Source organism: Aidingimonas lacisalsi (assembly GCF_008079445.1).
Lineage (GTDB): Bacteria > Pseudomonadota > Gammaproteobacteria > Pseudomonadales > Halomonadaceae > Aidingimonas > Aidingimonas lacisalsi.
The window spans coordinates 167,606-190,850 of the sequence record NZ_VRYH01000004.1 but is presented as its reverse complement, the minus strand read 5'-3'; the positions used below and the strand labels follow the sequence as shown (position 1 = coordinate 190,850).

At 56.3% G+C, this 23,245-nt stretch carries 20 protein-coding genes and 4 tRNA genes; 5 read left to right on the top strand and 19 right to left on the bottom strand.

Annotated features, from left to right (window positions below):
- Positions 1-9: 9 nt before the first annotated feature.
- The 8 genes from FVV99_RS09935 to FVV99_RS09900 all read right to left on the bottom strand — a co-directional run bounded on the left by FVV99_RS09935 (position 10) and on the right by FVV99_RS09900 (position 9,343).
- On the bottom strand, positions 10-987 hold the full coding sequence (locus tag FVV99_RS09935) for an alpha-ketoacid dehydrogenase subunit beta (RefSeq protein WP_148253921.1): 978 nt from the start codon (positions 985-987) through the stop codon (positions 10-12).
- A gap of 2 nt (positions 988-989) precedes the next feature.
- Complete coding sequence (locus tag FVV99_RS09930; RefSeq protein WP_148253920.1) at positions 990-2,198, bottom strand: thiamine pyrophosphate-dependent dehydrogenase E1 component subunit alpha; 1,209 nt, start codon at positions 2,196-2,198, stop codon at positions 990-992.
- Between the two features lie 148 nt (positions 2,199-2,346).
- A complete protein-coding gene (locus FVV99_RS09925) occupies positions 2,347-3,072 on the bottom strand; it encodes an ABC transporter permease (RefSeq protein WP_148253919.1) in 726 nt (241 codons plus the stop codon).
- 20 nt (positions 3,073-3,092) lie between these two features.
- Positions 3,093-4,058 (bottom strand): ABC transporter ATP-binding protein, encoded by a 966-nt coding sequence (locus tag FVV99_RS09920; protein WP_148253918.1) that lies wholly within the window; start codon positions 4,056-4,058, stop codon positions 3,093-3,095.
- Positions 4,045-5,217, bottom strand: coding sequence for an ABC transporter permease (locus FVV99_RS09915; RefSeq protein ID WP_236645363.1), 1,173 nt, complete (start codon positions 5,215-5,217; stop codon positions 4,045-4,047). Before FVV99_RS09915 ends, FVV99_RS09920 begins: the two co-directional genes overlap by 14 nt.
- Positions 5,218-5,255: 38 nt before the next feature.
- A complete protein-coding gene (osmF, locus tag FVV99_RS09910) occupies positions 5,256-6,167 on the bottom strand; it encodes a glycine betaine ABC transporter substrate-binding protein OsmF (RefSeq protein WP_148253917.1) in 912 nt (303 codons plus the stop codon).
- A 111-nt stretch (positions 6,168-6,278) separates the two neighbouring features.
- Positions 6,279-7,661 carry a cysteine--tRNA ligase gene (gene cysS, locus FVV99_RS09905; RefSeq protein WP_148253916.1) on the bottom strand — a complete coding sequence of 461 codons (1,383 nt, stop codon included), beginning with the start codon at positions 7,659-7,661 and terminating at the stop codon, positions 6,279-6,281.
- Between the two features lie 2 nt (positions 7,662-7,663).
- A complete protein-coding gene (locus FVV99_RS09900; protein WP_148253915.1) occupies positions 7,664-9,343 on the bottom strand; it encodes a glutamine--tRNA ligase/YqeY domain fusion protein in 1,680 nt (559 codons plus the stop codon).
- A 184-nt stretch (positions 9,344-9,527) separates the two neighbouring features.
- Between FVV99_RS09900 and FVV99_RS09895 the strand changes: the two genes are divergently transcribed.
- On the top strand, positions 9,528-10,022 hold the full coding sequence (locus FVV99_RS09895) for a peptidylprolyl isomerase (RefSeq protein ID WP_148253914.1): 495 nt from the start codon (positions 9,528-9,530) through the stop codon (positions 10,020-10,022).
- Positions 10,023-10,076: 54 nt separating this feature from the next.
- Positions 10,077-10,823 carry a UDP-2,3-diacylglucosamine diphosphatase gene (locus tag FVV99_RS09890; protein WP_148253913.1) on the top strand — a complete coding sequence of 249 codons (747 nt, stop codon included), beginning with the start codon at positions 10,077-10,079 and terminating at the stop codon, positions 10,821-10,823.
- Between the two features lie 90 nt (positions 10,824-10,913).
- Here FVV99_RS09890 and FVV99_RS09885 read toward each other — a convergent pair whose 3' ends face one another.
- The 10 genes from FVV99_RS09885 to FVV99_RS09840 all read right to left on the bottom strand — a co-directional run bounded on the left by FVV99_RS09885 (position 10,914) and on the right by FVV99_RS09840 (position 20,111).
- A complete protein-coding gene (locus FVV99_RS09885; protein ID WP_148253912.1) occupies positions 10,914-12,725 on the bottom strand; it encodes a SurA N-terminal domain-containing protein in 1,812 nt (603 codons plus the stop codon).
- 127 nt (positions 12,726-12,852) lie between these two features.
- Entirely contained in the window at positions 12,853-13,125 is a 273-nt protein-coding gene (locus FVV99_RS09880; protein ID WP_148253911.1) for an HU family DNA-binding protein, read from the bottom strand.
- A 175-nt stretch (positions 13,126-13,300) separates the two neighbouring features.
- Positions 13,301-15,709 carry an endopeptidase La gene (gene lon, locus FVV99_RS09875; RefSeq protein ID WP_148253910.1) on the bottom strand — a complete coding sequence of 803 codons (2,409 nt, stop codon included), beginning with the start codon at positions 15,707-15,709 and terminating at the stop codon, positions 13,301-13,303.
- A 149-nt stretch (positions 15,710-15,858) separates the two neighbouring features.
- The gene (gene clpX, locus FVV99_RS09870; protein WP_148253909.1) at positions 15,859-17,139 is read right to left on the bottom strand and encodes an ATP-dependent Clp protease ATP-binding subunit ClpX; all 1,281 of its coding nucleotides are present in this window, start codon (positions 17,137-17,139) and stop codon (positions 15,859-15,861) included.
- 79 nt (positions 17,140-17,218) lie between these two features.
- The gene (gene clpP, locus FVV99_RS09865) at positions 17,219-17,839 is read right to left on the bottom strand and encodes an ATP-dependent Clp endopeptidase proteolytic subunit ClpP (RefSeq protein ID WP_148253908.1); all 621 of its coding nucleotides are present in this window, start codon (positions 17,837-17,839) and stop codon (positions 17,219-17,221) included.
- 105 nt (positions 17,840-17,944) lie between these two features.
- Complete coding sequence (gene tig / locus FVV99_RS09860; protein WP_148253907.1) at positions 17,945-19,321, bottom strand: trigger factor; 1,377 nt, start codon at positions 19,319-19,321, stop codon at positions 17,945-17,947.
- A gap of 253 nt (positions 19,322-19,574) precedes the next feature.
- Positions 19,575-19,649 (bottom strand) — tRNA-His (locus tag FVV99_RS09855).
- 105 nt (positions 19,650-19,754) lie between these two features.
- Positions 19,755-19,829 (bottom strand) — tRNA-His (locus tag FVV99_RS09850).
- A 60-nt stretch (positions 19,830-19,889) separates the two neighbouring features.
- Positions 19,890-19,966: transfer RNA gene (locus FVV99_RS09845), tRNA-Arg, on the bottom strand.
- 68 nt (positions 19,967-20,034) lie between these two features.
- A tRNA-Pro gene (locus FVV99_RS09840) sits at positions 20,035-20,111 on the bottom strand.
- A 177-nt stretch (positions 20,112-20,288) separates the two neighbouring features.
- Between FVV99_RS09840 and folD the strand changes: the two genes are divergently transcribed.
- The 3 genes from folD to FVV99_RS09825 all read left to right on the top strand — a co-directional run bounded on the left by folD (position 20,289) and on the right by FVV99_RS09825 (position 22,713).
- Positions 20,289-21,152, top strand: coding sequence for a bifunctional methylenetetrahydrofolate dehydrogenase/methenyltetrahydrofolate cyclohydrolase FolD (folD, locus tag FVV99_RS09835; protein WP_161598984.1), 864 nt, complete (start codon positions 20,289-20,291; stop codon positions 21,150-21,152).
- A 117-nt stretch (positions 21,153-21,269) separates the two neighbouring features.
- Positions 21,270-21,635, top strand: a complete 366-nt coding sequence (locus tag FVV99_RS09830; protein WP_148253905.1) for a flagellar protein FlaG — start codon at positions 21,270-21,272, stop codon at positions 21,633-21,635.
- 7 nt (positions 21,636-21,642) lie between these two features.
- Complete coding sequence (locus FVV99_RS09825) at positions 21,643-22,713, top strand: asparaginase (RefSeq protein ID WP_148253904.1); 1,071 nt, start codon at positions 21,643-21,645, stop codon at positions 22,711-22,713.
- A 3-nt stretch (positions 22,714-22,716) separates the two neighbouring features.
- Here FVV99_RS09825 and fliE read toward each other — a convergent pair whose 3' ends face one another.
- A complete protein-coding gene (fliE, locus tag FVV99_RS09820; protein ID WP_148253903.1) occupies positions 22,717-23,046 on the bottom strand; it encodes a flagellar hook-basal body complex protein FliE in 330 nt (109 codons plus the stop codon).
- Positions 23,047-23,245 lie beyond the last annotated feature (199 nt).

The window sequence follows — 23,245 nt, the reverse complement described above, 5'->3', positions numbered from 1 at the left end:
GACACCGCCTCAGAATTCGATACTGGCCTTGATCGCTTCGAACAGTTTCCATTGATCCGGCATGTACTCTTTTTCCAGAGTCAGGGGAAACGGTGTGTCCAGGCCCGTGACACGTGCTATGGGAGACTCTAGATAAAGGAAACAACGTTCCTGAATGGTTGCCGCGATTTCGCCGGCGAATCCCCCGGTCAAAGGGGCCTCGTGCGTGACGACCAAACGACCGGTCTTCACAACCGACTCGACCACCGTCGCGACATCCCACGGCATAAGAGTGCGTAAATCGATGATTTCACATGAAATCCCCTGTTCCTCAGCGAACTCGACAGCCGCTTCGATCATGGTCATCTGTGCCCCCCAGCCAACCAGGGTAATATCGTCGCCGGTTTTGAGGACGTCAGCACTTCCCAGGGGCAGTTGATAATCCGCTTCGGACACCTCCCCTGTCGACGCGCGATACAGTCGCTTGGGTTCGAAGAACAGTACCGGGTTGGCGTCGCGGATCGCTGCCAGTAACAAGCCCTTGGCTTGATGCGGATCACGTGGCACGACGACTTTCAACCCCGGCGTGTGGGTGAAATAGGCTTCCGGTGATTGGGAGTGGTACAGACCGCCGGATATACCGCCACCGTAGGGTGCACGGATCGTCAATCCGCCTACGTTGAAGAGATTGCCCGAGCGATAGCGAAACTTCGCGGTTTCACTAACGATCTGATCGAAGGCCGGAAAGATGTAATCCGCAAATTGTATTTCGGCAACGGGGATTGCTCCTTGAGCCGCCAGGCCATTGGCGAAGCCGACGATTCCCTGCTCGACCAGAGGCGTATTGAAACAGCGCGCCTTGCCATATCGCTCCTGCAGGTGGCTGGTAGCACGAAACACTCCGCCGAAGCTGCCGACATCCTCGCCGAAGCAGACGACGCGATCATCCGTCGCCATGGCCGTATCCAACGCGTTATTGATGGCCTGCAACATGTTCATGGTCGCCATGGCTATCCTTCCCCCCGCTCGTCGGGCACATCGATGCCAAGCGCCCGGGCACCGCGTGGGTAATTCTCCGGGTAGCGGCGAATATGCGCCTCCAAGGATTCCAGTTGCTCCGTCAAGCGAGGTGTCACTTCGTCATAGACATCGGTGATCAATGTCTCGAGGGGCGGCGGCGGCCGCTTTTCGGCACGCTTCATGCTCTCGAGCACATCATGCCGATACGTCTCCAGCCACTCCGACTCCTCGTCCTCGCTCCACCACGACAGGTCGATGAGCCAACGCTTCATGCGTCGGATCGGGTCTTTTTCACGCCAGGCTTCTTCCTCTTTGCGCGACCGATAACCAGAAGGGTCATCTGAAGACGAGTGAGCGGCCAGTCGATAAGTCATCGCCTCGATCAATACGGGATGATGCTGCTCGACGGCCAGGCGGCGAGCTTCACGCGTCGCTTCATGCACGGCCAGCACATCATTGCCGTCGACACGGATCACATGCATCTTGTAGCCGAATGCACGAGGCGCCACGCCGTCGGCGGCATATTGTTCCACGGCCGGCGTCGATATCGCGTAGCCATTATTGCGGCAAAAGAAGATGACCGGTACCTGGTGAACGGTCGCCATGTTCAGGGCCGCATGGAAATCACCTTCCGATGCCGCTCCTTCCCCAAAGAAGGTAATGGTACAGTGGCCGTCATTGGCGAGTTTCTGGCCATAGGCATAGCCGGCGGCCTGAGGTATCTGCGTCGCCACCGGTGACGATATCGTCATATAATGCAGTTCGGCGGACCCATAGTGAATTGGCATCTGACGGCCTTTATCACAGTCGCGATCATTGCCGAAAAGCTGATTCATGAATGCATCCGTACTGAAGCCCCGATACGCTAACGCTCCCTGTTCACGATACTGCGCCATGATCATGTCGCCATCGTCCAACGCGGCGGTAGCGCCGATCACAGCCGCCTCTTCACCGGTGCATTGCAAATAGAAGCTCAGACGACCCTGGCGCTGAGCCGCCATCATGCGTTCATCGAGCACACGCGTGAACAGCATGGCTCGATAGATTCGCCGTGCCTTGTCGTAGTCTAGTAAGGGAGATTCGACGCCGGGATACAGCATGCCTTGTGGATCCAGCAGCGCGAAGGTCGGCAAACGGTACTCGTCACCATCCAGCAGTGCCAGTTCATGGACAATGGTAGGCGTCTTGGTAGAGCTCATGACCTCATCCTCGGGGTATCGGTAGAGGTACTCCACTCCCTTTTGGGGAGTTTGCGGTCACTGTCGTGTCGGACCGGATGGGTCGAACACGATTCTACATTTAACGTTAACGTAAAATGGAAGGAGCAACATCCATTGGGTGCATGTTTTATATCCGACCTTGGTCGTAACTGGGCAAGGCACAACCGATACGCTCGAACAGACTATCGACGCACAACGCCAACAGGGCGATAACGATGGCCCCCTGAATCACATAGGCGCCATTACCGTTGACGATACCCGCGATCAACGGATCCCCCAATGTCTTGGCCCCGATTGTCGACCCGATGGCGGCAGTCGCAATGTTGATGGTGACCGATGTCCGAATACCCGCCAGTATGATATCGCTCGATAGCGGCAACTCGACTTGCCACAAGCGCTGAAGCGACGACATTCCCATTCCCCGCGCCGCTTCCATTACGTCATCATCGATACCCTGTAGCCCTGCCAGCGTATTCCGCACGATAGGAAGCAGCCCATAAAGCACTAGTGCGATGATGGTCGGCAGCGTTCCGAACCCCAGTGCGGGAACGGATAGCGCCAGTACCGCAACGGGGGGAAACGTCTGTCCGATCGAGGCAAGTTGGGCCACCAACGGCAGGAAGTCCTTGCCCCAGTGACGTGTCACAGCGATACCGGCTCCGACGCCCAGCAGCGTTGCAATCAAACCGGCAGCAGTCACGATGGCAAGATGGTTGCCGAGCAGCGACACGAAACTGTCGCGGCGATAGATGACTTCACGAGCATCCGGCAACCACAACCTGAACAAGACATCCAGATGCGGAATGACCAACACGGCAGCCGTCAGCATCAGACCCCACAGTATCAGGCGCATGTTCGACCGCCGTACCGACATCACGCATCGTCCCCACGGATGGCATCACGCCAATGCAGGATGCCGATAGGGTTACCGTTGACATCCCTGACCAACAAACGGAACGTATCCCGCCACAGCATGACCGACAAGGCATCTCGCAAAGAATCCGTATCGAGTACGCTCTCGTCATCCGGTAGACATTCGCCATTCAACGCACTCATGCGCATGGCGACCGGAACCAGCGAGGCATGCTTCAACCCAAGGTCACGGCCTCCCAACAAGGATTCGACGAAACTGTCGGCCGGACGTGCGAGCAAGTCCGCCGGCTTCCCCTGCTGAACGATATGCCCAGCTCGCATCACGACGATACGATCCGCCAGTTTGAGTGCCTCATCCATATCGTGAGTCACGAAGACAATGGTCTTCTTCAGCTGCCCTTGCAGGTGCAGGAGTTCATCCTGCAGCGATTCACGCGTGATAGGGTCGAGAGCACCAAAGGGTTCGTCCATCAACAATACATCGGGGTCAGCGGCCAATGCCCGCGCAACGCCAACGCGTTGTGCCTGACCGCCGGATAACTGTGCGGGATACTTATCGCTGAAGGTCTCCGGGTCGAGATCCAGCATCGCCATCAATTCGCTGACACGCGCGGCAATCCGGTCCGGTGGCCATTTCAACAAGCGGGGGACAAGACCGATATTGCGAGACACTGACCAGTGCGGAAACAAGCCTGTGCTTTGAATGGCGTAGCCTATGCGTCGCCGGAGCTGGTCAGGATCGAACGAGCGGATCTGCTGCCCTTCGATACGAATCTGTCCATCACTATGCTCGATGAGTCGATTGATCATGCGCAGCGTGGTCGACTTGCCGCATCCCGACGTGCCTACCAGTACGCACAGCTCACCGTGATTCACTGCTAACGTGATATCGTCAACCGCACATTCGTCACCGAAACGCTTGGTCACACCGTCCAACGCAATCGTCGGCGTGTCATGGTTCTGCATTCGCTACCCCTCGTCGGCACACTGCGGCCAACCCACTCAATGCCATGTCGACCAATACCGCCATGACGATGATCGGAACGGCACCCAGCAGCACCAGATCCATGGCCGCCTGGCCAAGTCCCTGAAACACGAAGGTACCGAGTCCCCCCGCCCCGATCAGTGCCGCCACGGCAGCCAGGCCAATTGCCTGAACACTGGTGATCCGTATGCCTTCGACGATGACAGGTAGAGCAAGCGGCAATCTGACGTGAAAGAAGACCTGCCAACGACTCATTCCCATGCCACGTGCCGCTTCGGTCACATTGGGATCGATACTGTCCAGCGCGACATAGGTGTTACGTGTCATCGGCAGCAGGCTATAACCGATCAATGCCAACGCTGCCGGCGCCCAACCGATACCCTGCACGCCTAGATCGGCCAATAGTGGAAATTGCGATGACAACCAAGCCAACGGTGCAAGCAACAACCCGAACAACGCCAGACTCGGGATGGTCTGGATGACACTGAGGATGGCAAAGACGCTTCTCTTCAAGCCGTCATGGGACCGCATCGCCAACGCCATAGCCACAGCCAGCGTCAAGCTGATGACCACCACCGCGCCCACAAGCAGAGTGTGATACTGCAACGCCGCCGCAAAGTCGTCGGCATTACCTTGATACTCACGCACCAATGCCAGGTCGTTCAGCACTCCCGACCAGAATGGTACTGCCACCGACACGAGAATCGCCGACCACAGCAGCCAACGCCCAAGATGAGGCATACCCAGTCTTGTCTGCACTTCCAGCACCATGAGCAACAGCAGGAAAAGCAAGACCCACAGTCCCGGACCGATACCGACACGCGCAGCTTGCTGGCCGGGTTCGATCATTGCCTGCGCAAAAAGACTCATGCCCCAGGGCCATGACACCCAGTAGACAAGCAGGATGACGACTATCACGACATAACGGCGGGCATTCGCGAACCAGGCCAGCCAGGTCGCGAACATGAATGGAAGAAGTGACAGCAGCAAACCGTCCAGGCCCATGATCGCACGCAGCGAATAGCCCTCTCCCGCCACGATTCGGTTGGGCTGAAGGGTCGCCACATCGACTGCCAGCAACGTTAGCAACGCTGCCAGCATCAACGTGACGAGAACGCTATTGGATGGAGACCGGATCACCGGTCACTCCCGGCCCCTGATGAACTCGCCCCACGATGTCAATCGTCCATTGACTCGAGAAACTCGGCGGCGACGTCAGCCGCATCGGCACCCTGTACAGCCACTTTGCCATTGAGGCGTTGCAGTGTTTTCAGGTCCAGCGCCGAGAAGACGGGTTCAAGCAACGTCTCGATATCAGGATAGGTGTCCAGTACGTCCTGACGTACCACTGGAGCCGGTTGATAGACGGGCTGAACACCGAGAGAATCTTCGAGGACCACCAGATCGAGAGCATCCAGGCCACCATCGGTCCCATAGGCCATAGCCGCATTCACGCCATCGGTCTGTCTGGCAGCGGCGCGCAATGTGGCCGCGGTATTACCGCCTGACAGCACGACCAACTGATCCGACGAGAGTTCGAATCCATAGGCCTCCTGAAACGCCGGCAATGCCGAAGGAGATTCGACGAATTCGGAGCCAGCAGCGAACTTGAACTCGCCACCCTCGTCAAGATAAGTGGCAAGATCTTCCAGCGTTTTCAGGTCATGGTCGCGCGCCAGGTCGCCACGCACACTCATGGCCCACGTATTGTTGGCATCGGCCGGTGTCAACCAGACAAGATCGTTCTCTTCGCCATCGAGCTGCCTGACTTCCTTATAGGCTGCATCGGCGTCCTTCCATACATCGCTATCCTCGCGATCGAAGAAGAAGGCGCCATTCCCCGTATATTCCGGATAGATGTCGATCTCACCGGCAATGATGGCTTCCCGCACGATGCTGGTCCCACCCAATTGAAGACGATCCTGAGTCGCTATACCGCCGTCTTCCAGTGTCTGGATGATCAACTCGCCCAATACCGACCCTTCGGTATCGATCTTCGACGACACGACAACCGGCTCATCGGCCTGAGCCGTACCCAGCATGATGCACCCGCCGACAGCCACCGCAACGCCCAATGAGATCCTGTTCATAGGGAAACTCCCCCATCCGCGACCAATATGCCTGCAGTATAATGAAGCGATATCCCGGTGTCAGGAACTCATCCTGTCACGATGATCAACGCTCGAGCAGGCGTGACCCTTCTACCGATCCACCACCCAGGTCGTTCCCTCTCGGGAATCCTTGAGAATAATGCCTTGCGCCGCCAACTCATCACGAATCCTGTCGGCTGTCGCGAAGTCTCGAGCACGTTTGGCATCACGGCGCTTGGCAATTTGTGCTTCGATCTCGGTCTCGCTCATCGGCAATTCACCCTGTACTCCGCGCAGGAAATCAGCCGGATGCTGCGCGAACAGTCCAAGCACCGCCCCTAAGCGCTTCAACTCATAGGCCAGGGCCGATTCATTGCCCGCCTCATCCGCCTTGGCCCGATTGAGTTCTCGGGTCAGGTCGAATAATGCCGCCAGCGCTTCCGGTGTATTGAAGTCATCTTCCATGGCGGCCGAGAAACGCCGGGCGAACCTGTCGTCGACCGTGCCTGCCTCCGGCGTAACGCCATCGAGCGCATTGTAGAAACGCTCGAGAGATTTACGGGAGTCGGTCAGGGCCGCCAGGGAGTAGTTGATAGGGCTCCGATAATGACTGGCAACCAACAGGTAGCGCACCACTTCCGGGTCATGGACCTCGAGAATCTCGCGTATCGTGAAGAAATTGCCCAGTGACTTGGACATCTTTTCGTCGTCGACACGCACTGCCCCGGCGTGCATCCAGGTATTGACGTAGTGCTTGCCTGTCGCCGCTTCACTTTGAGCGATCTCGTTCTCATGGTGAGGAAAGGTAAGATCCGGCCCTCCCCCATGAATGTCAAAAGTGTTTCCCAAGCAACATGTCGACATTGCCGAACATTCGATGTGCCAGCCGGGCCGACCATCGCCCCATGGTGATGGCCAACTCGCTTCCCCGGGTTTAGCGGCTTTCCACAGCACGAAATCGAGCGGATCTTCCTTGTGCTCGTCGACATCGATGCGAGCGCCGGAGCGCATCTCATCGAGATCGCGGTTATTGAGTTTGCCGTATCCCTCGAAGCGTCGGACACGATAGTAGACATCACCATTCTCGGCCGAATAGGCAAACCCCTTGTCGATCAGGGTAGTGATCATGGTGACGATGTCATCGATATGCGCCGTCGCTCGAGGTTCCTGGTCGGGACGGAGGACATTCAGGCGCGACTCGTCTTCGTGCATGGCATCGATCATCCGATGGGTGAGAGCCTGGATCGGTTCACCGTTCTCCTCGGCACGTCGAAGAATCTTGTCGTCGATATCCGTGATGTTGCGTACATACGTGACATCGTATCCCGACTCGCGCAGGAAACGCGTAATGACGTCGAAGGCCACCATGACGCGCGCATGACCAAGATGGCAATAATCGTAAACGGTCATACCGCATACATACATGCGGATCTTGCCGGGCTCGAGCGGGACAAACGCTTCCTTGCGGCGGGTCAAGGTATTGTAGATCTGCATGCTCAACTCTTCTTCTGCATTTTCGCCCAGGTATCCTTGAGTCCAACGGTGCGATTGAACACCAGCTTGTTATCGCGCCGGGCATAGCGGTCGGCACAGAAATAGCCGACCCGCTCGAACTGAAAACGAGTCTCGGGAGCCGTATCCTTGAGTCCGGGTTCAGCGACGCCTTCCAGCGTGATCAGCGACTCGGGATTGAGGTGCTCGAGGAAATCGGCATCCTTGTCCTTGTCGGGCAGTTCCACCTGGAAGAGATTGTCGTAGAGTCGCAGTTCCACAGGCACACCATGGGTCACACTCACCCAGTGAATCACGCCCTTGACCTTACGTCCTTCCGGATTCTTGCCAAGCGTATCGAAATCGACCGAACAGTGAAGCGCTTCGATCTCGCCGGCATCGTTCTTGATCACATCATCACAGCGGATCACATAGCTGTTGCGCAAGCGGACTTCCTTGCCCGGGGCAAGGCGGAAAAATTTCTTGGGGGGCTCTTCCATGAAATCGTCACGGTCAATCCAGACTTCTCGAGTCAATGGAATTCGTCGAGGTGCCATATCGTCACGTGCCGGATGCCCTTTCACGTCGTACACTTCCTCGAACCCTTCAGGCACATTGGTCAGGACGACTTTCAAGGGCTTGAGGACACACATGGCACGTGGCGCGTTATCCTCCAGATCAGAGCGGATGGCATGGTAAAGCATGGCAATATCGACCAAGCCGCCATCGGCACGGGTCACGCCAATCATTTCACAGAATTTGCGTATCGATGCCGGTGTATAGCCACGACGTCGCATGCCCGAGAGCGTCGGCATACGGGGATCATCCCAACCGTCGACGATGCCATTATCGACCAATAGCTTCAGTTTTCGCTTGGACGTCAACGTATAGTTCATGTTCAAGCGAGCGAACTCGATCTGACGGGGCACGCACGGCACCGGCAGATTCTCGAGAAACCACTCGTACAACGGACGGTGATCCTCGAACTCCAGCGTGCAGACCGAATGAGTGACCCCTTCTATCGCATCCGACTGACCGTGCGTGAAGTCATAGGATGGGTAAATATGCCACTTATCACCAGTCTGATGGTGTTGGGCATGGCGGATACGGTAGAGGATGGGATCACGCAGGTTGATGTTGGGCGACGCCATATCGATCTTGGCACGCAGGACTTTGTCACCCTCGGCAAACTCACCGACACGCATGCGTTCCAACAACTCCAGGTTCTCTTCGACCGAACGCTCACGGTAAGGGCTCGGTTTGCCGGGTTCGGTCAACGTACCTCGATACTCGCGAATCTCGTCGGGCGTGAGATCATCGACATAGGCCTTGCCTTCACGAACCAGATGCTGCGCCCAGGCATACAACTGATCGAAATAGTCGGACGCGTAGCGAACATCGCCCGCCCACTCGAAGCCCAGCCATGTGACATCCGCTTTGATAGCATCAATGTATTGCTGTTCTTCCTTGGCCGGATTGGTATCGTCAAAGCGCAAATGACAGTCGCCACCGAATTGCTCTGCCAGTCCAAAGTTCAGACAGATCGACTTGGCATGCCCGATATGCAAGAACCCGTTCGGCTCCGGAGGAAAACGCGTAACTATCTTGTCGACCTTGCCTTCATCGATCTCATCGCGAATTTGGTTGCGGATGAAATTCGGGGCCGTGGTGCTGTCATGGCTCATGGGATGTCTGAAAACCTCTTGCTGGGTTACGCAAAGAACCGGATCGACTTCGCGTGTCGGTGCAAAACGGCTATTATAGCGTGACGCCACCGTGCAACGCCAAGGCGTGCTACTCCTCCATATCGCCGCGCCGACGCGAAGCGTGGGCACGAAGCGGCGATGTCATGCAATCGAGAACAGTTTCATGATCGTTTTAGACACTAATTTTGGCGACATCGTCATTGAGTTGCATCATGACGAAGCTCCGGAAACCGCTGCCAATTTCGAGCATTATGTCAACGATGGGCATTATGACGATACGCTATTCCATCGCGTGATCGATGGTTTCATGATCCAGGGAGGCGGATTCGATAGTCGCTTCGAGCAGAAGCCTACTCGCGCACCGGTTCACAACGAAGCGGATAACGGCCTCTCTAATCGTCGTGGCACACTCGCGATGGCACGTACCCAGGATCCTCATTCCGCCACAGCACAGTTCTTCATCAATGTCGCCGACAACAACTTCCTCGATCACAGTGGCAAGCACCTCCAGGGCTGGGGGTACTGTGTCTTTGCCGAAGTCGTCGACGGCATGGATATCGTCGACAAGATACGTGCTGTGCCGACGACGCGCCGCGGCATGCATGGCGATGTTCCTGCAGAGGACATTCTCATTCGACGTGCTTACCTTCGCAATTGATCCTCGGCAGTCGACGCCTCACCAACCAACATCATCCGCTAGTTGGACCTCGACATGACGACCTTGCTGATAGCTGACTTGCACCTTCATCCCGGTGCAACCGAAATCACCGATGGTTTTTTCGACTATATCGAACGTCGCGCCTCCAAGGCCGACGCACTCTACATACTGGGTGATTTATTCGATGCATGGATCGGCGATGACATACTGGATGCGCCAGGCATGCATCCGCTCGCAGAAGATGTCATAAACAGACTGGCCGCGCTGAGTCGACTCGGTACGGCCGTGTATTTAATGCATGGCAATCGCGACTTCTTGCTCGGACAACGCTTTGCCAATGATTGCCAAGCCATGCTACTGGACGAGCCCACTATCCTGGAGCACGACGGCGAGCGATATCTATTGATGCATGGCGACAGTCTATGTACCCGAGATGAAGCATACATGACTTTCCGAGCTCAAACTCGCGATCCCGAATGGCAGGCCTACATCCTGTCCTTGCCCATTGAGCAACGCTTCGAACTGGCCAAGACACTCAGAACCCAATCCGGTGAAGCAACGTCCACCAAGGCCGAAGACATCATGGACGTAACGCCCGACGAGGTCGAGAAAGCGTTGCTTGACCAGCGGGCGCACCACATGATTCACGGCCATACCCATCGTCCCGACACCCATGAATTGAAGCTACAGGGACAGACAGCCATTCGTTACGTACTCGGCGACTGGCAACCAACCCGCGGCTGGGACATTCTCATCGAAGATGGGGCACGCCCCCAATTGCGGGATTTCCCACTCAAGTAACGCTTTTCCAGCCCAAACCACGACCGGCCCGATGGCTCCATACGAGCCACATCGGGCCGGTCGGCGTACGCCAATGCGACGACTATCGTATCATCGCTCGATCGTCGCTTCTTCCCTCAAGTGTTCCGAAAGACCTTGGATAGCCGCCTGGGCACGCAACCGCTCTGCCATCTGCGCGACATTCCCCTGAGATTGCTCATCGACCTCCCCCTCTTCGACACTATCGAGAGCGATCAACGCCACTGACTCATCAGTAGCGACCTGTCCATAGGTCGATTCCTCGTCGGCAGGGACCTCCAGTCGGAATGCCCCACGGACGACCGCCTCCGGGGCCGCATCATGATCACGCGTAACCCGCTCGACGCTCTGCCAATCAATATTCAATGACTCGCCCTGACGTAAACGGTCCAGTCGCGAATTCGCCAGCGCTCGCAGTCCTTCACGCATCAGTTGTGTCTCGACAGCTGATGCCACCTCGGAGCGCACGTCGTCGAGGGGCAGAGTGGTCGCCGACCGATGATCAACGACGCGTACGACCATATGTCGATCGTTGCCAAGTTCGATCACGTCGCTGTTGTATCCTTCCTCTAGCACGTCGTCACTGAACGCGGCATCCATGACGCCCGGCTCGGACAGCACTCCTTCGGCCCCATCACGTGATACCCAGTCGCTCGTTTCAAGTGGCACACCGACGCTATCGGCCACACTGGCCAAATCGTCAGCCGCAAAACTTTCGTCGATCAGCTGCTGTACCTTGTCATTGAACTGCTCTTCCACCCGTGCTTGCGCCACCTCCTGACGAAGCTCGTCACGCAGTTCCTCGAACGCAGGCATATCGATGTCGGTAACCTGCAGAAGGTGCAAACCGCTATCGGTCTCGACGATACCGGAAACCTCATCTTGCTCCAGCGAAAACGCGGCGTCATCGAAGGAATCACCAAAAATACCCGGAGTAATGACCCCTAGGTCACCGCCGTCCTGGGCAGATGCCGAGTCGTCCGAATACTCCTGCGCCAAATCGGCAAACGACTCACCCTCCTCGATACGCTCACGCAATGACGACAGTTGCTCTTCCGCTTCAGCACGATCATGCTCATCAAGCGATAACATGATATGCGACACACGACGATCCGCCTCTTCCGCACGTTCGGCATAAGCATCGCGAAGCGCCTGCTCCTCGACATCCACATTATCGGCCAGACGCTGACGATCAACGATGACATAGGCTAGCTGAACCTGTTCAGGACGCCGATAAGCATCCTGGTTCGCTTCATAGTAGGCTTCGATATCCTCGTCGCTCGCTTCCGGTACTTCCTCGAGGTCATCCGGCGTCAAGAGGTGATAACGAAAACTGCGACGCTGGTATTCCAGCCTTTCCAAGCGCTCTCGCTCATAAGATAGCGAGAAATCACTCATGGCCAGTCCTTGCTGTAACTGACGACGTTGAAGATCCTTGCGCAACTCCTTCCTGAATGTATTAGGCGTATATCCAGCCTGAGACAAGCGCTGCTGGAAACGCTCGGAGGAAAAGCCACCTTCGTCATCCTGAAACTCGGGTAAAGACACAATGACCTCGTCGAGCTGATCGTCAGACAAAGCCATCCCGCCCTCTTCAGCATACTGGGTCAACAACGTACTGGTAATCAGCTCATTCAGAAGCTCCTGGCGCACTTCATCCTCGGCTTCCGGAGGCACCCGGCCAGAACGCATGGCACGCTGGACCTGTATTTCCAGATCCTGGCGCGCAATGCTCTCGCCATTGACTTCAGCCACTTCATTTTCATCATCACCGAACAATCCCAGCAGTGACTCGGCCCCGAACAGAGCCATAGCCAGGATGACAACGCCTATGATGATCTTGACGCCCCAGCTACTGGAGCCTTCCCGAATACGTTGCAGCATGTGCTGGCCTCACACTAAGCACTTAACAATAGCGGCAAGTGCCTAATTACATGTCTCTAACAAAAAGGCGCACCGCTCTCGCGATGCGCCTGGATACGAACAACGACGTAGAACACTTACCCAGTTCTCAGTTGACCGAATCCTTGAGCGCTTTACCTGCCTTGAAGTTGGGTACTTTAGCGGCACTAATCTGGATCGTTTCTCCCGTCTGTGGATTACGTCCTGTACGTGCAGCACGCTCCTTGACGGAGAACGTCCCGAATCCAACCAGAGAGACAGAGTCACCCTTTTTCAGGCTGTCCGTGACACTTTCCACCATGGCATCAAGTGCACGGCTAGCGGCAGCTTTAGGAATATCAGCAGACGCAGCGATCGCCTCGATCAGCTCAGATTTGTTCACACTTCACCCCTTGACTGTTACGAAAATTGACTTTTAATTGGCGCTTTCTAAGGCCACCTTGCAAGCTCGTTGGAAGAACCTTTTTATAGCAATGCCATAAAACGTCTGTCAAGTAACCTTAGCCACCAACCCCACCATGTCAGGCTTCATATCCTGATAATCGGGAAAATTATCACTAATGCGTACTAATCATTGAGTGGGAAGAAACAGGATCATTCCGATGTTGTTCATCGTTTTCTATCTCTGCATTCCCAGCCAAGGCCACGTCCAGAACTTCATCGATCCAGCGTACGGGCCTTATGTCCAACGCATCCTTGATATTATCCGGAACCTCCTTGAGATCACGCCGGTTTTCCTCAGGTATTAGCACAACCTTTATACCACCACGACGTGCCGCCAGCAATTTCTCCTTGAGACCACCGATCGGCATCACTTCACCGCGTAGGTTGACTTCACCAGTCATGGCAACATCACAGCGTACCGGGCGCTCGGTATAGGCGGAAACCATAGCCGTCACCATGGCGACCCCGGCACTCGGTCCATCCTTCGGCGTTGCCCCTTCGGGAACGTGAATGTGCAAGTCCTCGTTTTCGAAACGCTCTGCATCGACGCCCAATTGCAAGGCGCGGGCTCGAACCACGGTCAAGGCAGCACTGACGGACTCCTTCATGACATCGCCCAGCGAACCTGTCTTGTTGGTCCGCCCTTTGCCGGGAGTCACGACCGATTCGATATTTAACAGTTCACCACCCACGGATGTCCAGGCCAGGCCGGTGACACGACCCACCTGATCTTCCTGATCGGCCAGACCATAACTATATCGGCGGACACCCGCATATTCTTCAATATCAGTCGCTGCGAGCGTATGAGGCGCTTGGGCACCCTCCTTGCTCGCTGTTTCCAGGCGTTGACGAAGCACCTTCCTGCACACCTTGGCAACCTGGCGCTCCAGCTCGCGCACACCAGCTTCACGCGTGTAATAGCGAATGAGCTCCAGCAGAGCGTCATCACCGAATGCCAGTTCGTCGGACTTGAACCCATTGGCCTTCAACTGCTTGGGCACGAGGTAACGTCGAGCAATGGCCAGTTTTTCATCTTCCGTGTAGCCTGGCAAACGAATGATTTCCATCCGGTCCAGCAAAGGCTCAGGAATGTTCATCGAATTTGCAGTGCAGATGAACATGGTATCGGAAAGGTCATAATCCAACTCGAGGTAATGGTCACTGAACTTGTCGTTCTGTTCGGGATCCAGTACCTCGAGCAGCGCGGAGGAGGGATCACCGCGGTGATCCATGCCCAATTTATCGACTTCATCGAGCAGGAACAGCGGGTTCTTGACACCAGCCTTGCTCATCCGCTGAACGATCTTACCCGGCAGCGAGCCAATATAGGTTCGTCGATGACCGCGTATTTCCGACTCATCGCGAACCCCACCAAGAGCCAAGCGGACATACTTGCGGTTCGTTGCCCGCGCAATGGACTGTCCCAATGACGTCTTGCCGACACCAGGTGGCCCCACCAGACAGAGCACTGGCCCCTTGAGCTTTCTTACCCGCTTTTGAACGGCAAGGTATTCAAGAATACGTTCCTTCACTTCCTCAAGACCATGATGATCTTCGTCAAGAACACCGGCGGCCCTGACCAGGTCATGCTTGACGCGAGTACGCTTTTTCCAGGGTACCGAGATCAACCAGTCGAGATAAGAGCGCACGACCGTAGCCTCTGCCGAGGTCGGAGCCATCATCTTGAGTTTACCGAGTTCCTGATTGGCTTTTTCGGCCGCCTCTTTCGGCATGCCGGAATCCTTGATCGCCTGCTCGTACTTGTCCGCCTCATTCGGAGCGTTTTCAAGCTCCCCCATCTCTTTCTGGATGGCTTTCATCTGTTCGTTGAGGTAATACTCGCGCTGGGACTTTTCCATCTGGTCCTTGACCCGCGAGCGGATACGCTTTTCTACCTGTAGCAGGTCGATTTCCGCTTCAATGAGCGCCATGAGGTGCTCGATACGGTCCCGCACGCGATCCATTTCAAGCAGTTGCTGCTTGTCATCGATCTTCAATGACAAATGGGCACAGATGGTATCGACCAAACGGCTGGGATCCTCTATGCCCGATAGTGAACTGAGAACCTCGTTAGGCACTTTCTTGGAAAGCTTCACATACTGCTCGAACTGGTTCAGCAGTACACGAACCAGGGATTCCTGCTCTCGCGAGCTCAGAGGTTCGCTCTCACGTAACACCGCCTCAGCCTGCGTGTACCCCCCATCCGCTATGCTGATTTGACCAACATTGGCACGTGAAGCCCCCTCGATGAGTACCTTGACGGTTCCATCGGGCAGCTTCAGCAGCTGCATGATTTCGGCAACCGTACCCACCGCGAACAGATCGGTACTGTCTGGATCGTCCTGGCCGGCTTCTCGCTGAGCCACCAACAGGACACGCTTGTCCGCCTCCATGGCCGCTTCAAGCGCATGGATGGATTTTTCGCGGCCGACAAACAAGGGAATCACCATCTGCGGATAGACGACCACGTCGCGCAAGGGTAACAGAGGGAGATTCAGGGTCTGTGCGTCGTGCTGCTGCATCGCAGACGTTCCTCAATAATGAAGGGATTTGGTCAAGTGATGGGGGTGGATGGAGACAATTCCAAGTGCCGGCCTGGACGTTGGCATATTCACGCCACGAATGACGTGAAAAGGGGTCGCATTGGCGACCCCTTCGTCCTCAATCGGCCCTAGCCATCCTTGCCGGCCACCTTGCCTTCTTCCTGATGAGAGTAAATCAGCAGGGGCTCACTTTCGCCCGCAATGACGGAGTCGTCGATAACGACCTTGGACACGCCTTCCAGAGACGGCACCTTGTACATCGTATCCAACAACACGCCTTCCAGTATCGAACGCAACCCGCGAGCACCGGTTTTACGGGCCATGGCTTTCTCGGCCACAGCTCGCAGTGCATCCTCTCGGAAGTCCAGTTCCACCCCCTCCATGTCAAACAGTTTGACATACTGCTTGATCAAAGAGTTCTTGGGTTCGGTCAGAATCTGGATCAACGCATCTTCCGATAGCTCGGTCAACGTTGCAATGACGGGCAAACGACCCACGAACTCTGGAATCAGGCCGAACTTGACCAAGTCTTCCGGTTCGACATCCACCAGAACATCGCCAACGCCTTTGTCGGTCTCCTTGCTTTTTACCGTAGCATTGAAACCGATACCGCCTTTCTCCGCGCGGTCCCGGATCACCTTGTCCAGTCCGGAAAACGCACCGCCCACAATAAACAGGATGTTGCCCGTGTCCACTTGCAGGAACTCCTGCTGGGGATGTTTTCTCCCCCCTTGTGGCGGTATCGAGGCAGTCGTCCCCTCGATCAGCTTGAGCAGTGCCTGCTGCACCCCTTCCCCCGAAACATCTCGAGTGATCGAAGGGTTGTCGGACTTGCGAGAAATCTTGTCGATCTCATCGATATAGACAATTCCCTTCTGGGCCTTCTCGACGTCGTAATCACACTTCTGCAACAGCTTCTGTACGATGTTCTCGACGTCTTCACCGACGTAACCTGCTTCGGTCAAGGTCGTGGCATCGGCAATAGTGAAGGGGACGTTCAGCAATCGTGCCAGAGTTTCAGCAAGCAGTGTCTTGCCACTACCGGTCGGGCCGATGAGCAGAATATTCGATTTGCCCAACTCGACATCGTCGGACTTAACCTCGGCACGCAGACGCTTGTAATGATTGTAGACAGCGACCGACAAGACCATCTTGGCCCGATCCTGTCCAATGACGTAATCGTCCAGGGTATAACGAATTTCACTCGGTGCAGGCAACCGTTCTTCTTCAACCTCGGAATCGGCTTCCAGCACTTCCTCGCGAATGATGTCGTTGCAAAGATCGACACATTCATCGCAGATATACACGGACGGGCCTGCAATCAGCTTGCGGACTTCGTTCTGGTTCTTGCCACAGAACGAGCAGTACAGCAGCTTGCCGCTCTCGTCCTTGCCCTTGCCGTCGGCCATTCGCGTACCTCTTGACTAACAGCGGCCTCAGTGGGCTCACTGGAAAATATTATGGGTGAATGTGCTGCCATTCACGCTATCAGGATGTCGGACGCTTATCCAGCATGGCATCGATCAATCCGTACTCGGCAGCCTGCTCACCAGTCATGAAGTTGTCACGATCCGTATCCTTGGAGATCGTATCGATCGACTGACCGGTATGATGCGCCAGAATGGTGTTGAGCCGGTGCCGGATGCTCAAGATCTCTTTGGTATGGATCTCGATATCCGATGCCTGACCCTGATAGCCACCCAACGGCTGATGGATCATCATCCGCGAGTTGGGCAGGCAGTAGCGCTTGTTCGCAGCGCCCCCTGCCAACAACAGCGCCCCCATGCTGGCCGCTTGCCCGATACAGACGGTGGAAACATCGGGTTTGACGAACTGCATGGTGTCGTAGATTGACAGACCCGCTGTCACAGAGCCGCCCGGCGAATTGATGTAGAAATGGATATCCTTGTCCGGGTTTTCGGATTCAAGATACAGCATTTGAGCGACGATCAAATTGGCCGTGTAGTCTTCAACTGGCCCAACCAGGAAAACGACACGCTCCTTCAGCAGCCGCGAGTAGATGTCATAGGCTCGCTCGCCGCGTGCGCTCTGCTCGACCACCATCGGCACCAGGCCGCCCGCGTTTTGAATATCGAACTCATTGCTCATCGGTGTGACATCCTTCATCGCGCTTGGAATTCGCATTGCCAGAGGCAGTATCCCCCGGCTGCACCAACCGTACCATGTCGGTCATCAAGCAGCCGAGGCCACCCCTCAAGCCTTGGTTTCGTCCTCGGACGGCGTCTCGTCGGCCTCTGCATCATCAGCCCCTTCATCGGACTCCGGCTGTTGCTGGGCTGCTTGAAGGGCTTCTTCGTAAGACATCGGGACATCCTGCACGTTAGCCTGCTCCAGCAGTTGGTCCACCGCCTTGTCTTCCAGGATGGACGACTTGATCTGGTTCTTGAGCTGTTCGTTGTTCATATAATAGTCAACGACCTGCCCAGGCTCCTGATACTGTTGAGCGACCTCTTCGACCTTGGCTCGAATCTCGTCATCGCTGGCATCGATTTCGTTGACCTTGATGACTTCGGCTAACAACAGTCCGACCTGTACACGGCTCTTGCCCTGTTCACTGAAGAGTTCGTTTGGCAACTGAGAAACATCGAAATCTTCTCCCAGACCGAACTGTTGTGCCGCCTGGCGCTTGAGACCGTCGATTTCCTGTTCGACCAGTGACTGAGGGACGGGAATATCATTGACGCGTTTCAGCGCTTCCAGAACCTGCTGCTTGACCCGATTGTCGATCGCCTTGTCAGCTTCACGCTGCATGTTCTTGCGAACTTCGGCACGGAAGGTCTCCTCACTGCCGTCTTCGACACCGAACTGCTCGAAGAAGGAAGCATCGTATGCAGGCAGTTGCTGCGCACTGACCTTGTGAACCTTGACCTTGAATGCGGCTTCTTGACCGGCCAGATTCTCGGCCTGGTAGTCCTCGGGGAACGTCACCTTGATTTCCGTGTCGTCACCTGCCTGCGCGCCACTCAACTGCTCTTCGAAACCGGGAATGAAGCTGCCCGATCCCAGCACCAGGTCATGATTCTCGGCACTGCCCCCCTCGAACGGTTCACCGCCGATATAGCCCTGAAAATCGATAGTGACTTGATCACCATCGGCAGCCTCCCGCTCGACCTCTTCCCATGTCGCATGCTGCTTACGCAGCGTATCGATCATCTCATCGACATCGGCATCGCTGATATCCACGACCGGACGCTCGACATCCGTGCCTTCGATACCGTTCAGTTCGATCTGAGGATAGATCTCCAGCGTGGCGACGAACTCGAGGTCCTTACCGTCTTCATCGACGGTTGGCTCGATTTGCGGGTTCCCTGCCGGGTTGAGACTTTCCTGGGTGATTGCCTGGACGTAACGCTCACGCATCAACTCGCCCACGACTTCGTTACGGACACCGCGGCCATAGCGCTGACGTACCACCGCCATCGGCACCCTGCCTTGACGAAAGCCATTGAGGCGGACGTTCTTGGCGGTGTCCTTGAGACGAGCCGCTACGGCCTGGTCGACCTCTGTCGCCGGCACTTGAACCTTGACACGACGTTCGATCTGGGAGGTCGTTTCGACGGAAACTTGCATGAATAGTCCTCTACCGACTGGGGCGTTCCAGTGAATGCGTTGAAAGAATCAAAGGGGCAATTTTAAGAACCCCGCACCGCGCTGGCAAGCGCGCCATGAGAAGAAAATGGGGTGTATCGCGTGACATTACAACCGTAAGACGCCAATTTTTACTTCATGGCAGTGCCTCAGGCGATTCGGACAGACCACACCCAGCGCGTACCACCGGGCAATCTGCTAGCAGGAACGGCCATGACAGGAGGGTCTTCGCAATTGGGGTGGATGATGGGGATCGAACCCACGACCACCGGAGCCACAATCCGGGGCTCTACCACTGAGCTACATCCACCACGAAGAATAACGGTAACGGGCCAGGGAACGGACATATCGACCGAAACCATCAATGACGCCTTACCATCGATAAAGTACCGATGACAGAACACGAGTCGCGAAGTGGGGTGGATGATGGGGATCGAACCCACGACCACCGGAGCCACAATCCGGGGCTCTACCACTGAGCTACATCCACCACTACCGAACTCGGGCTTCATAGTCATCTGGCCAAGCAGGATATGTCCAGCCAGGCAACTGGCGCGCCCAGCAGGACTTGAACCTGCAACCTACGGCTTAGAAGGCCGTTGCTCTATCCGGTTGAGCTATGGGCGCATATTACTGCTCAAGGATCCTGCAAGCAACATTCACACGACCAACATGCCAACCAAATCAACATGTTGTGGTCGGGGTGGAGGGATTTGAACCCCCGACATCCTGCTCCCAAAGCAGGCGCGCTACCAGACTGCGCTACACCCCGTGCACATTGCACGGCCTCGTTACCGCTACCGCAGGCTCGCCAATGCGAGGCGTATTCTACGTATGTTTTCCCATCGGTCAAGTCTTTAGCGATGTCATCACTGACTTTGGCTTTGCTATGAGGCCTGCACGTGCGAAAATTCACCCTCTTTTGACATCCGCTTCCGGGGAGACATTGATGACCGCACGACTTATCGATGGCAAGGCGATTTCTGCGCATATCCGCCAACAGGTTGCCCGTCAGGTCACCATTCGTCGCGAGGCGGGAACCCGCCGCCCGGGCCTTGCCGTCATCCTCGTGGGAGACGATCCTGCGTCCGCAGTCTATGTACGCAACAAACACCGCGCCTGCGAAGAGGCCGGCATACTCTCGATGCGACACACGCTATCCCCGGATGTCAGTCAGCATGCGCTGGAAACATTGATCGATGAACTGAACGACGACCCCGCAGTCGACGGCATACTTCTGCAACTGCCGTTGCCCGCACACCTGGATGAGCGCCCTCTCCTGGAACGCATACAACCCGGCAAGGACGTCGACGGCTTCCACCCCTACAATCTCGGACGGCTGGCACAGCGCCTGCCGATTCTTCGTCCCTGTACACCGAAAGGCGTAATAACGTTACTACAGGAGAGCGACCTGCCAGTGCGCGGTTTGGATGCCACCATCGTTGGCGCTTCGAACATCGTCGGTAGACCCATGGCTCTGGAATTGATGCTCGCCGGAGCGACGACGACGGTCTGTCATCGCTTTACCGAAGACCTGGCATCCCATGTCCGACGTGCCGACCTGCTGGTGGTTGCCGTCGGCAAGCCCGGTATCGTCAACAGTGATTGGGTCAAGCCTGGCGCCATCGTTATCGATGTCGGGATCAACCGCAACGAGGAAGGTTACTTGGTCGGCGATATCGACTTCGAGGGTGCATCGGCGCGTGCCAGTCATATCACACCGGTGCCGGGAGGCGTCGGCCCGATGACGGTGGCCTCGTTACTCGAAAACACGCTCTTCGCTGCCGAGCTGCATGACAATACAGGCACTTGACCCTCGGGCATCCGCCTCTGCCGATGTTGAGTTTCTCTCAAGCTTTCCCGCGTCCTGTCGATAGACGCTATAACGGCATTCTCATCAAGAAGCGACAAGGAAAGCGAGGAATTCCTCATGAGCGACCAGGTCAACGAACCGAGCCAAGGAGCGCATGCTCTCACCGCCCAGCAGCGTCTGGACACGTTGCTGGCCCAGCTCAACAGGCAGTCGGGCTCCACACCTCCGCAGCACGAGGGCGACCCCGGCGTTGCCCCCACTCCAACGCTGGGCGAACTGAGCATGCCATTATCCCGCATCAATGAAGCCATGCGTCCGTACCGTATCGAGTTCGACATCAACAGCTATGAAAACCGTACGGTAGCCAAAGTGATCGACCGGGACAGCGGCGAAGTCATCCGACAGATCCCGCGGGAAGAGATCTTGCGCATTGCCGAATCATTGAGTGAAATGCAAGGGCGTCTTATCGACCTGGAGGCCTGATCCCCGCATGTCCAACAACTCGCACGCAAGGGGTAACGACACTCGACGAGCCGACAAGGTGCTTATCATCTATAGCGGCGGCACGATTGGGATGATCGCCGGCGACCATGGCCTGGAACCGTCTCGAGGGTTCGAAGCGCAGTTATGCGCCGCCCTGGAACACCTTGCCGCCGAGCGCCTGGATACCTTGCCGGCTTTCGACATGACGGAAACTCACGCGCCGATAGACTCCAGTGCCGCCAACCCCGCAGACTGGCAAATGCTTGCCGGTATGGTTGCCGCGTATCATGCGGACTATGCCGGCATCGTGATCCTGCACGGCACCGACACACTCGCCTGGACGGCCAGCAGCCTGTCCTACCAACTGTCGGGAATCGACCTACCAATCATTCTAACCGGAGCCATGACGCCTCTTGCACACCAGGGAAGCGATGCACTCGAGAATGTCGAAGCGGCACTACGCTTCGCGGCTTGCCGTCAATTGCGAGAAGTGGCCATTTGCTTCGCCGGCAAGCTGATGCGTGGCTCACGCACCCGAAAATGCCATACAACGGCCCATGATGCCTTCGACAGCCCCAATTTCTCCGTCATCGGGGACATCGTCGACTATCAGCCACGGCTAACATCCGCCGCGTGCCAGATGACACGACAACGCTCTCCAGACTTCGAACTCGCGAATTACCGCGGCATGCACCCGTCATCGGTTATCAGAGTCGTTCTCTGGCCAGGGTTTGACGCTGCACTACTACGGCAATGGTTAACCAACGATCATGTCCGCGGGGTACTGCTGGAGATCTGGGGCGGCGGCAATATGCCCGACGACCCGCAACTGACGGATGTGCTCGCCAATGCCTCGCAAGCCGGAGTACTGATCGCAGCTATCAGTCAGTGCCCACAAGGCGAGATATCCATGGGTACGTATGCAGCCAGCCAAGGATTGACGACTGCCGATGTGCTATCAGGTGGCGACATGACGCCGGAAGCGGCCATGACGAAACTGTTTCACCTGCTTGCACAACCTATCGGCGACAAGGAACGGAGACGGCTCTTTCTCACCTCTCTTGTCGGAGAGCGTTAGCCATCAAACCTGCATATTCATGACATCCTTGTAAGCCGTCACCAGCCGGTTTCTGACCTGAACCCCCATTTCGAATGCCACGCTCGCCTTCTGCTTGTCGATCATGACATCATTGAGCGCAACATCGGGATCACCGGCCTGAAAAGCACGCTCCTGGCTCTTGGCGGATTGCTTGAGCTCATTGATGCGCTCGATCGACGCTTGCAATTCGTCGGCGAATCCCTTCTCACCTACCGTCGTCGCGACTTGCTGTCCTTTTTCTGGCGACATCGATGCCTGGCTGGCCAGCGATTGCATTTGCGCCAGCGTCTCCTGAATGGCAGTGGCACTCATACCCAACTCCTGCGCTCGTATCGGATGCCAGCAAGCCTAACAAGTCTGAATCATAGCCAAGCAACCAATTGCCGCCTAAAACGTCGGCTTTTCTTCCCTTTACCCTGTTCATGCTCGCTCATAATAGCGTCCATCACTCGTCCGCCCGTCGAAGTGTCAAGCGGCAGCGAGATACGCAACGCAAGGCGTCCCTGGATCG

Coding starts and splice junctions, on each gene's coding strand:
- FVV99_RS09895 (WP_148253914.1), top strand. CDS start 9,528: ATGATCGTTTTAGACACTAATTTTGGCGACATCGTCATTGAGTTGCAT.
- FVV99_RS09930 (WP_148253920.1), bottom strand. CDS start 2,198: ATGAGCTCTACCAAGACGCCTACCATTGTCCATGAACTGGCACTGCTG.
- FVV99_RS09900 (WP_148253915.1), bottom strand. CDS start 9,343: ATGAGCCATGACAGCACCACGGCCCCGAATTTCATCCGCAACCAAATT.
- osmF (WP_148253917.1), bottom strand. CDS start 6,167: ATGAACAGGATCTCATTGGGCGTTGCGGTGGCTGTCGGCGGGTGCATC.
- FVV99_RS09890 (WP_148253913.1), top strand. CDS start 10,077: ATGACGACCTTGCTGATAGCTGACTTGCACCTTCATCCCGGTGCAACC.
- FVV99_RS09925 (WP_148253919.1), bottom strand. CDS start 3,072: ATGCGCCTGATACTGTGGGGTCTGATGCTGACGGCTGCCGTGTTGGTC.
- fliE (WP_148253903.1), bottom strand. CDS start 23,046: ATGAGTGCCACTGCCATTCAGGAGACGCTGGCGCAAATGCAATCGCTG.
- FVV99_RS09920 (WP_148253918.1), bottom strand. CDS start 4,058: ATGCAGAACCATGACACGCCGACGATTGCGTTGGACGGTGTGACCAAG.
- FVV99_RS09830 (WP_148253905.1), top strand. CDS start 21,270: ATGAGCGACCAGGTCAACGAACCGAGCCAAGGAGCGCATGCTCTCACC.
- tig (WP_148253907.1), bottom strand. CDS start 19,321: ATGCAAGTTTCCGTCGAAACGACCTCCCAGATCGAACGTCGTGTCAAG.
- clpP (WP_148253908.1), bottom strand. CDS start 17,839: ATGAGCAATGAGTTCGATATTCAAAACGCGGGCGGCCTGGTGCCGATG.
- cysS (WP_148253916.1), bottom strand. CDS start 7,661: ATGCAGATCTACAATACCTTGACCCGCCGCAAGGAAGCGTTTGTCCCG.
- FVV99_RS09935 (WP_148253921.1), bottom strand. CDS start 987: ATGGCGACCATGAACATGTTGCAGGCCATCAATAACGCGTTGGATACG.
- clpX (WP_148253909.1), bottom strand. CDS start 17,139: ATGGCCGACGGCAAGGGCAAGGACGAGAGCGGCAAGCTGCTGTACTGC.
- FVV99_RS09825 (WP_148253904.1), top strand. CDS start 21,643: ATGTCCAACAACTCGCACGCAAGGGGTAACGACACTCGACGAGCCGAC.
- folD (WP_161598984.1), top strand. CDS start 20,289: ATGACCGCACGACTTATCGATGGCAAGGCGATTTCTGCGCATATCCGC.
- FVV99_RS09885 (WP_148253912.1), bottom strand. CDS start 12,725: ATGCTGCAACGTATTCGGGAAGGCTCCAGTAGCTGGGGCGTCAAGATC.
- lon (WP_148253910.1), bottom strand. CDS start 15,709: ATGCAGCAGCACGACGCACAGACCCTGAATCTCCCTCTGTTACCCTTG.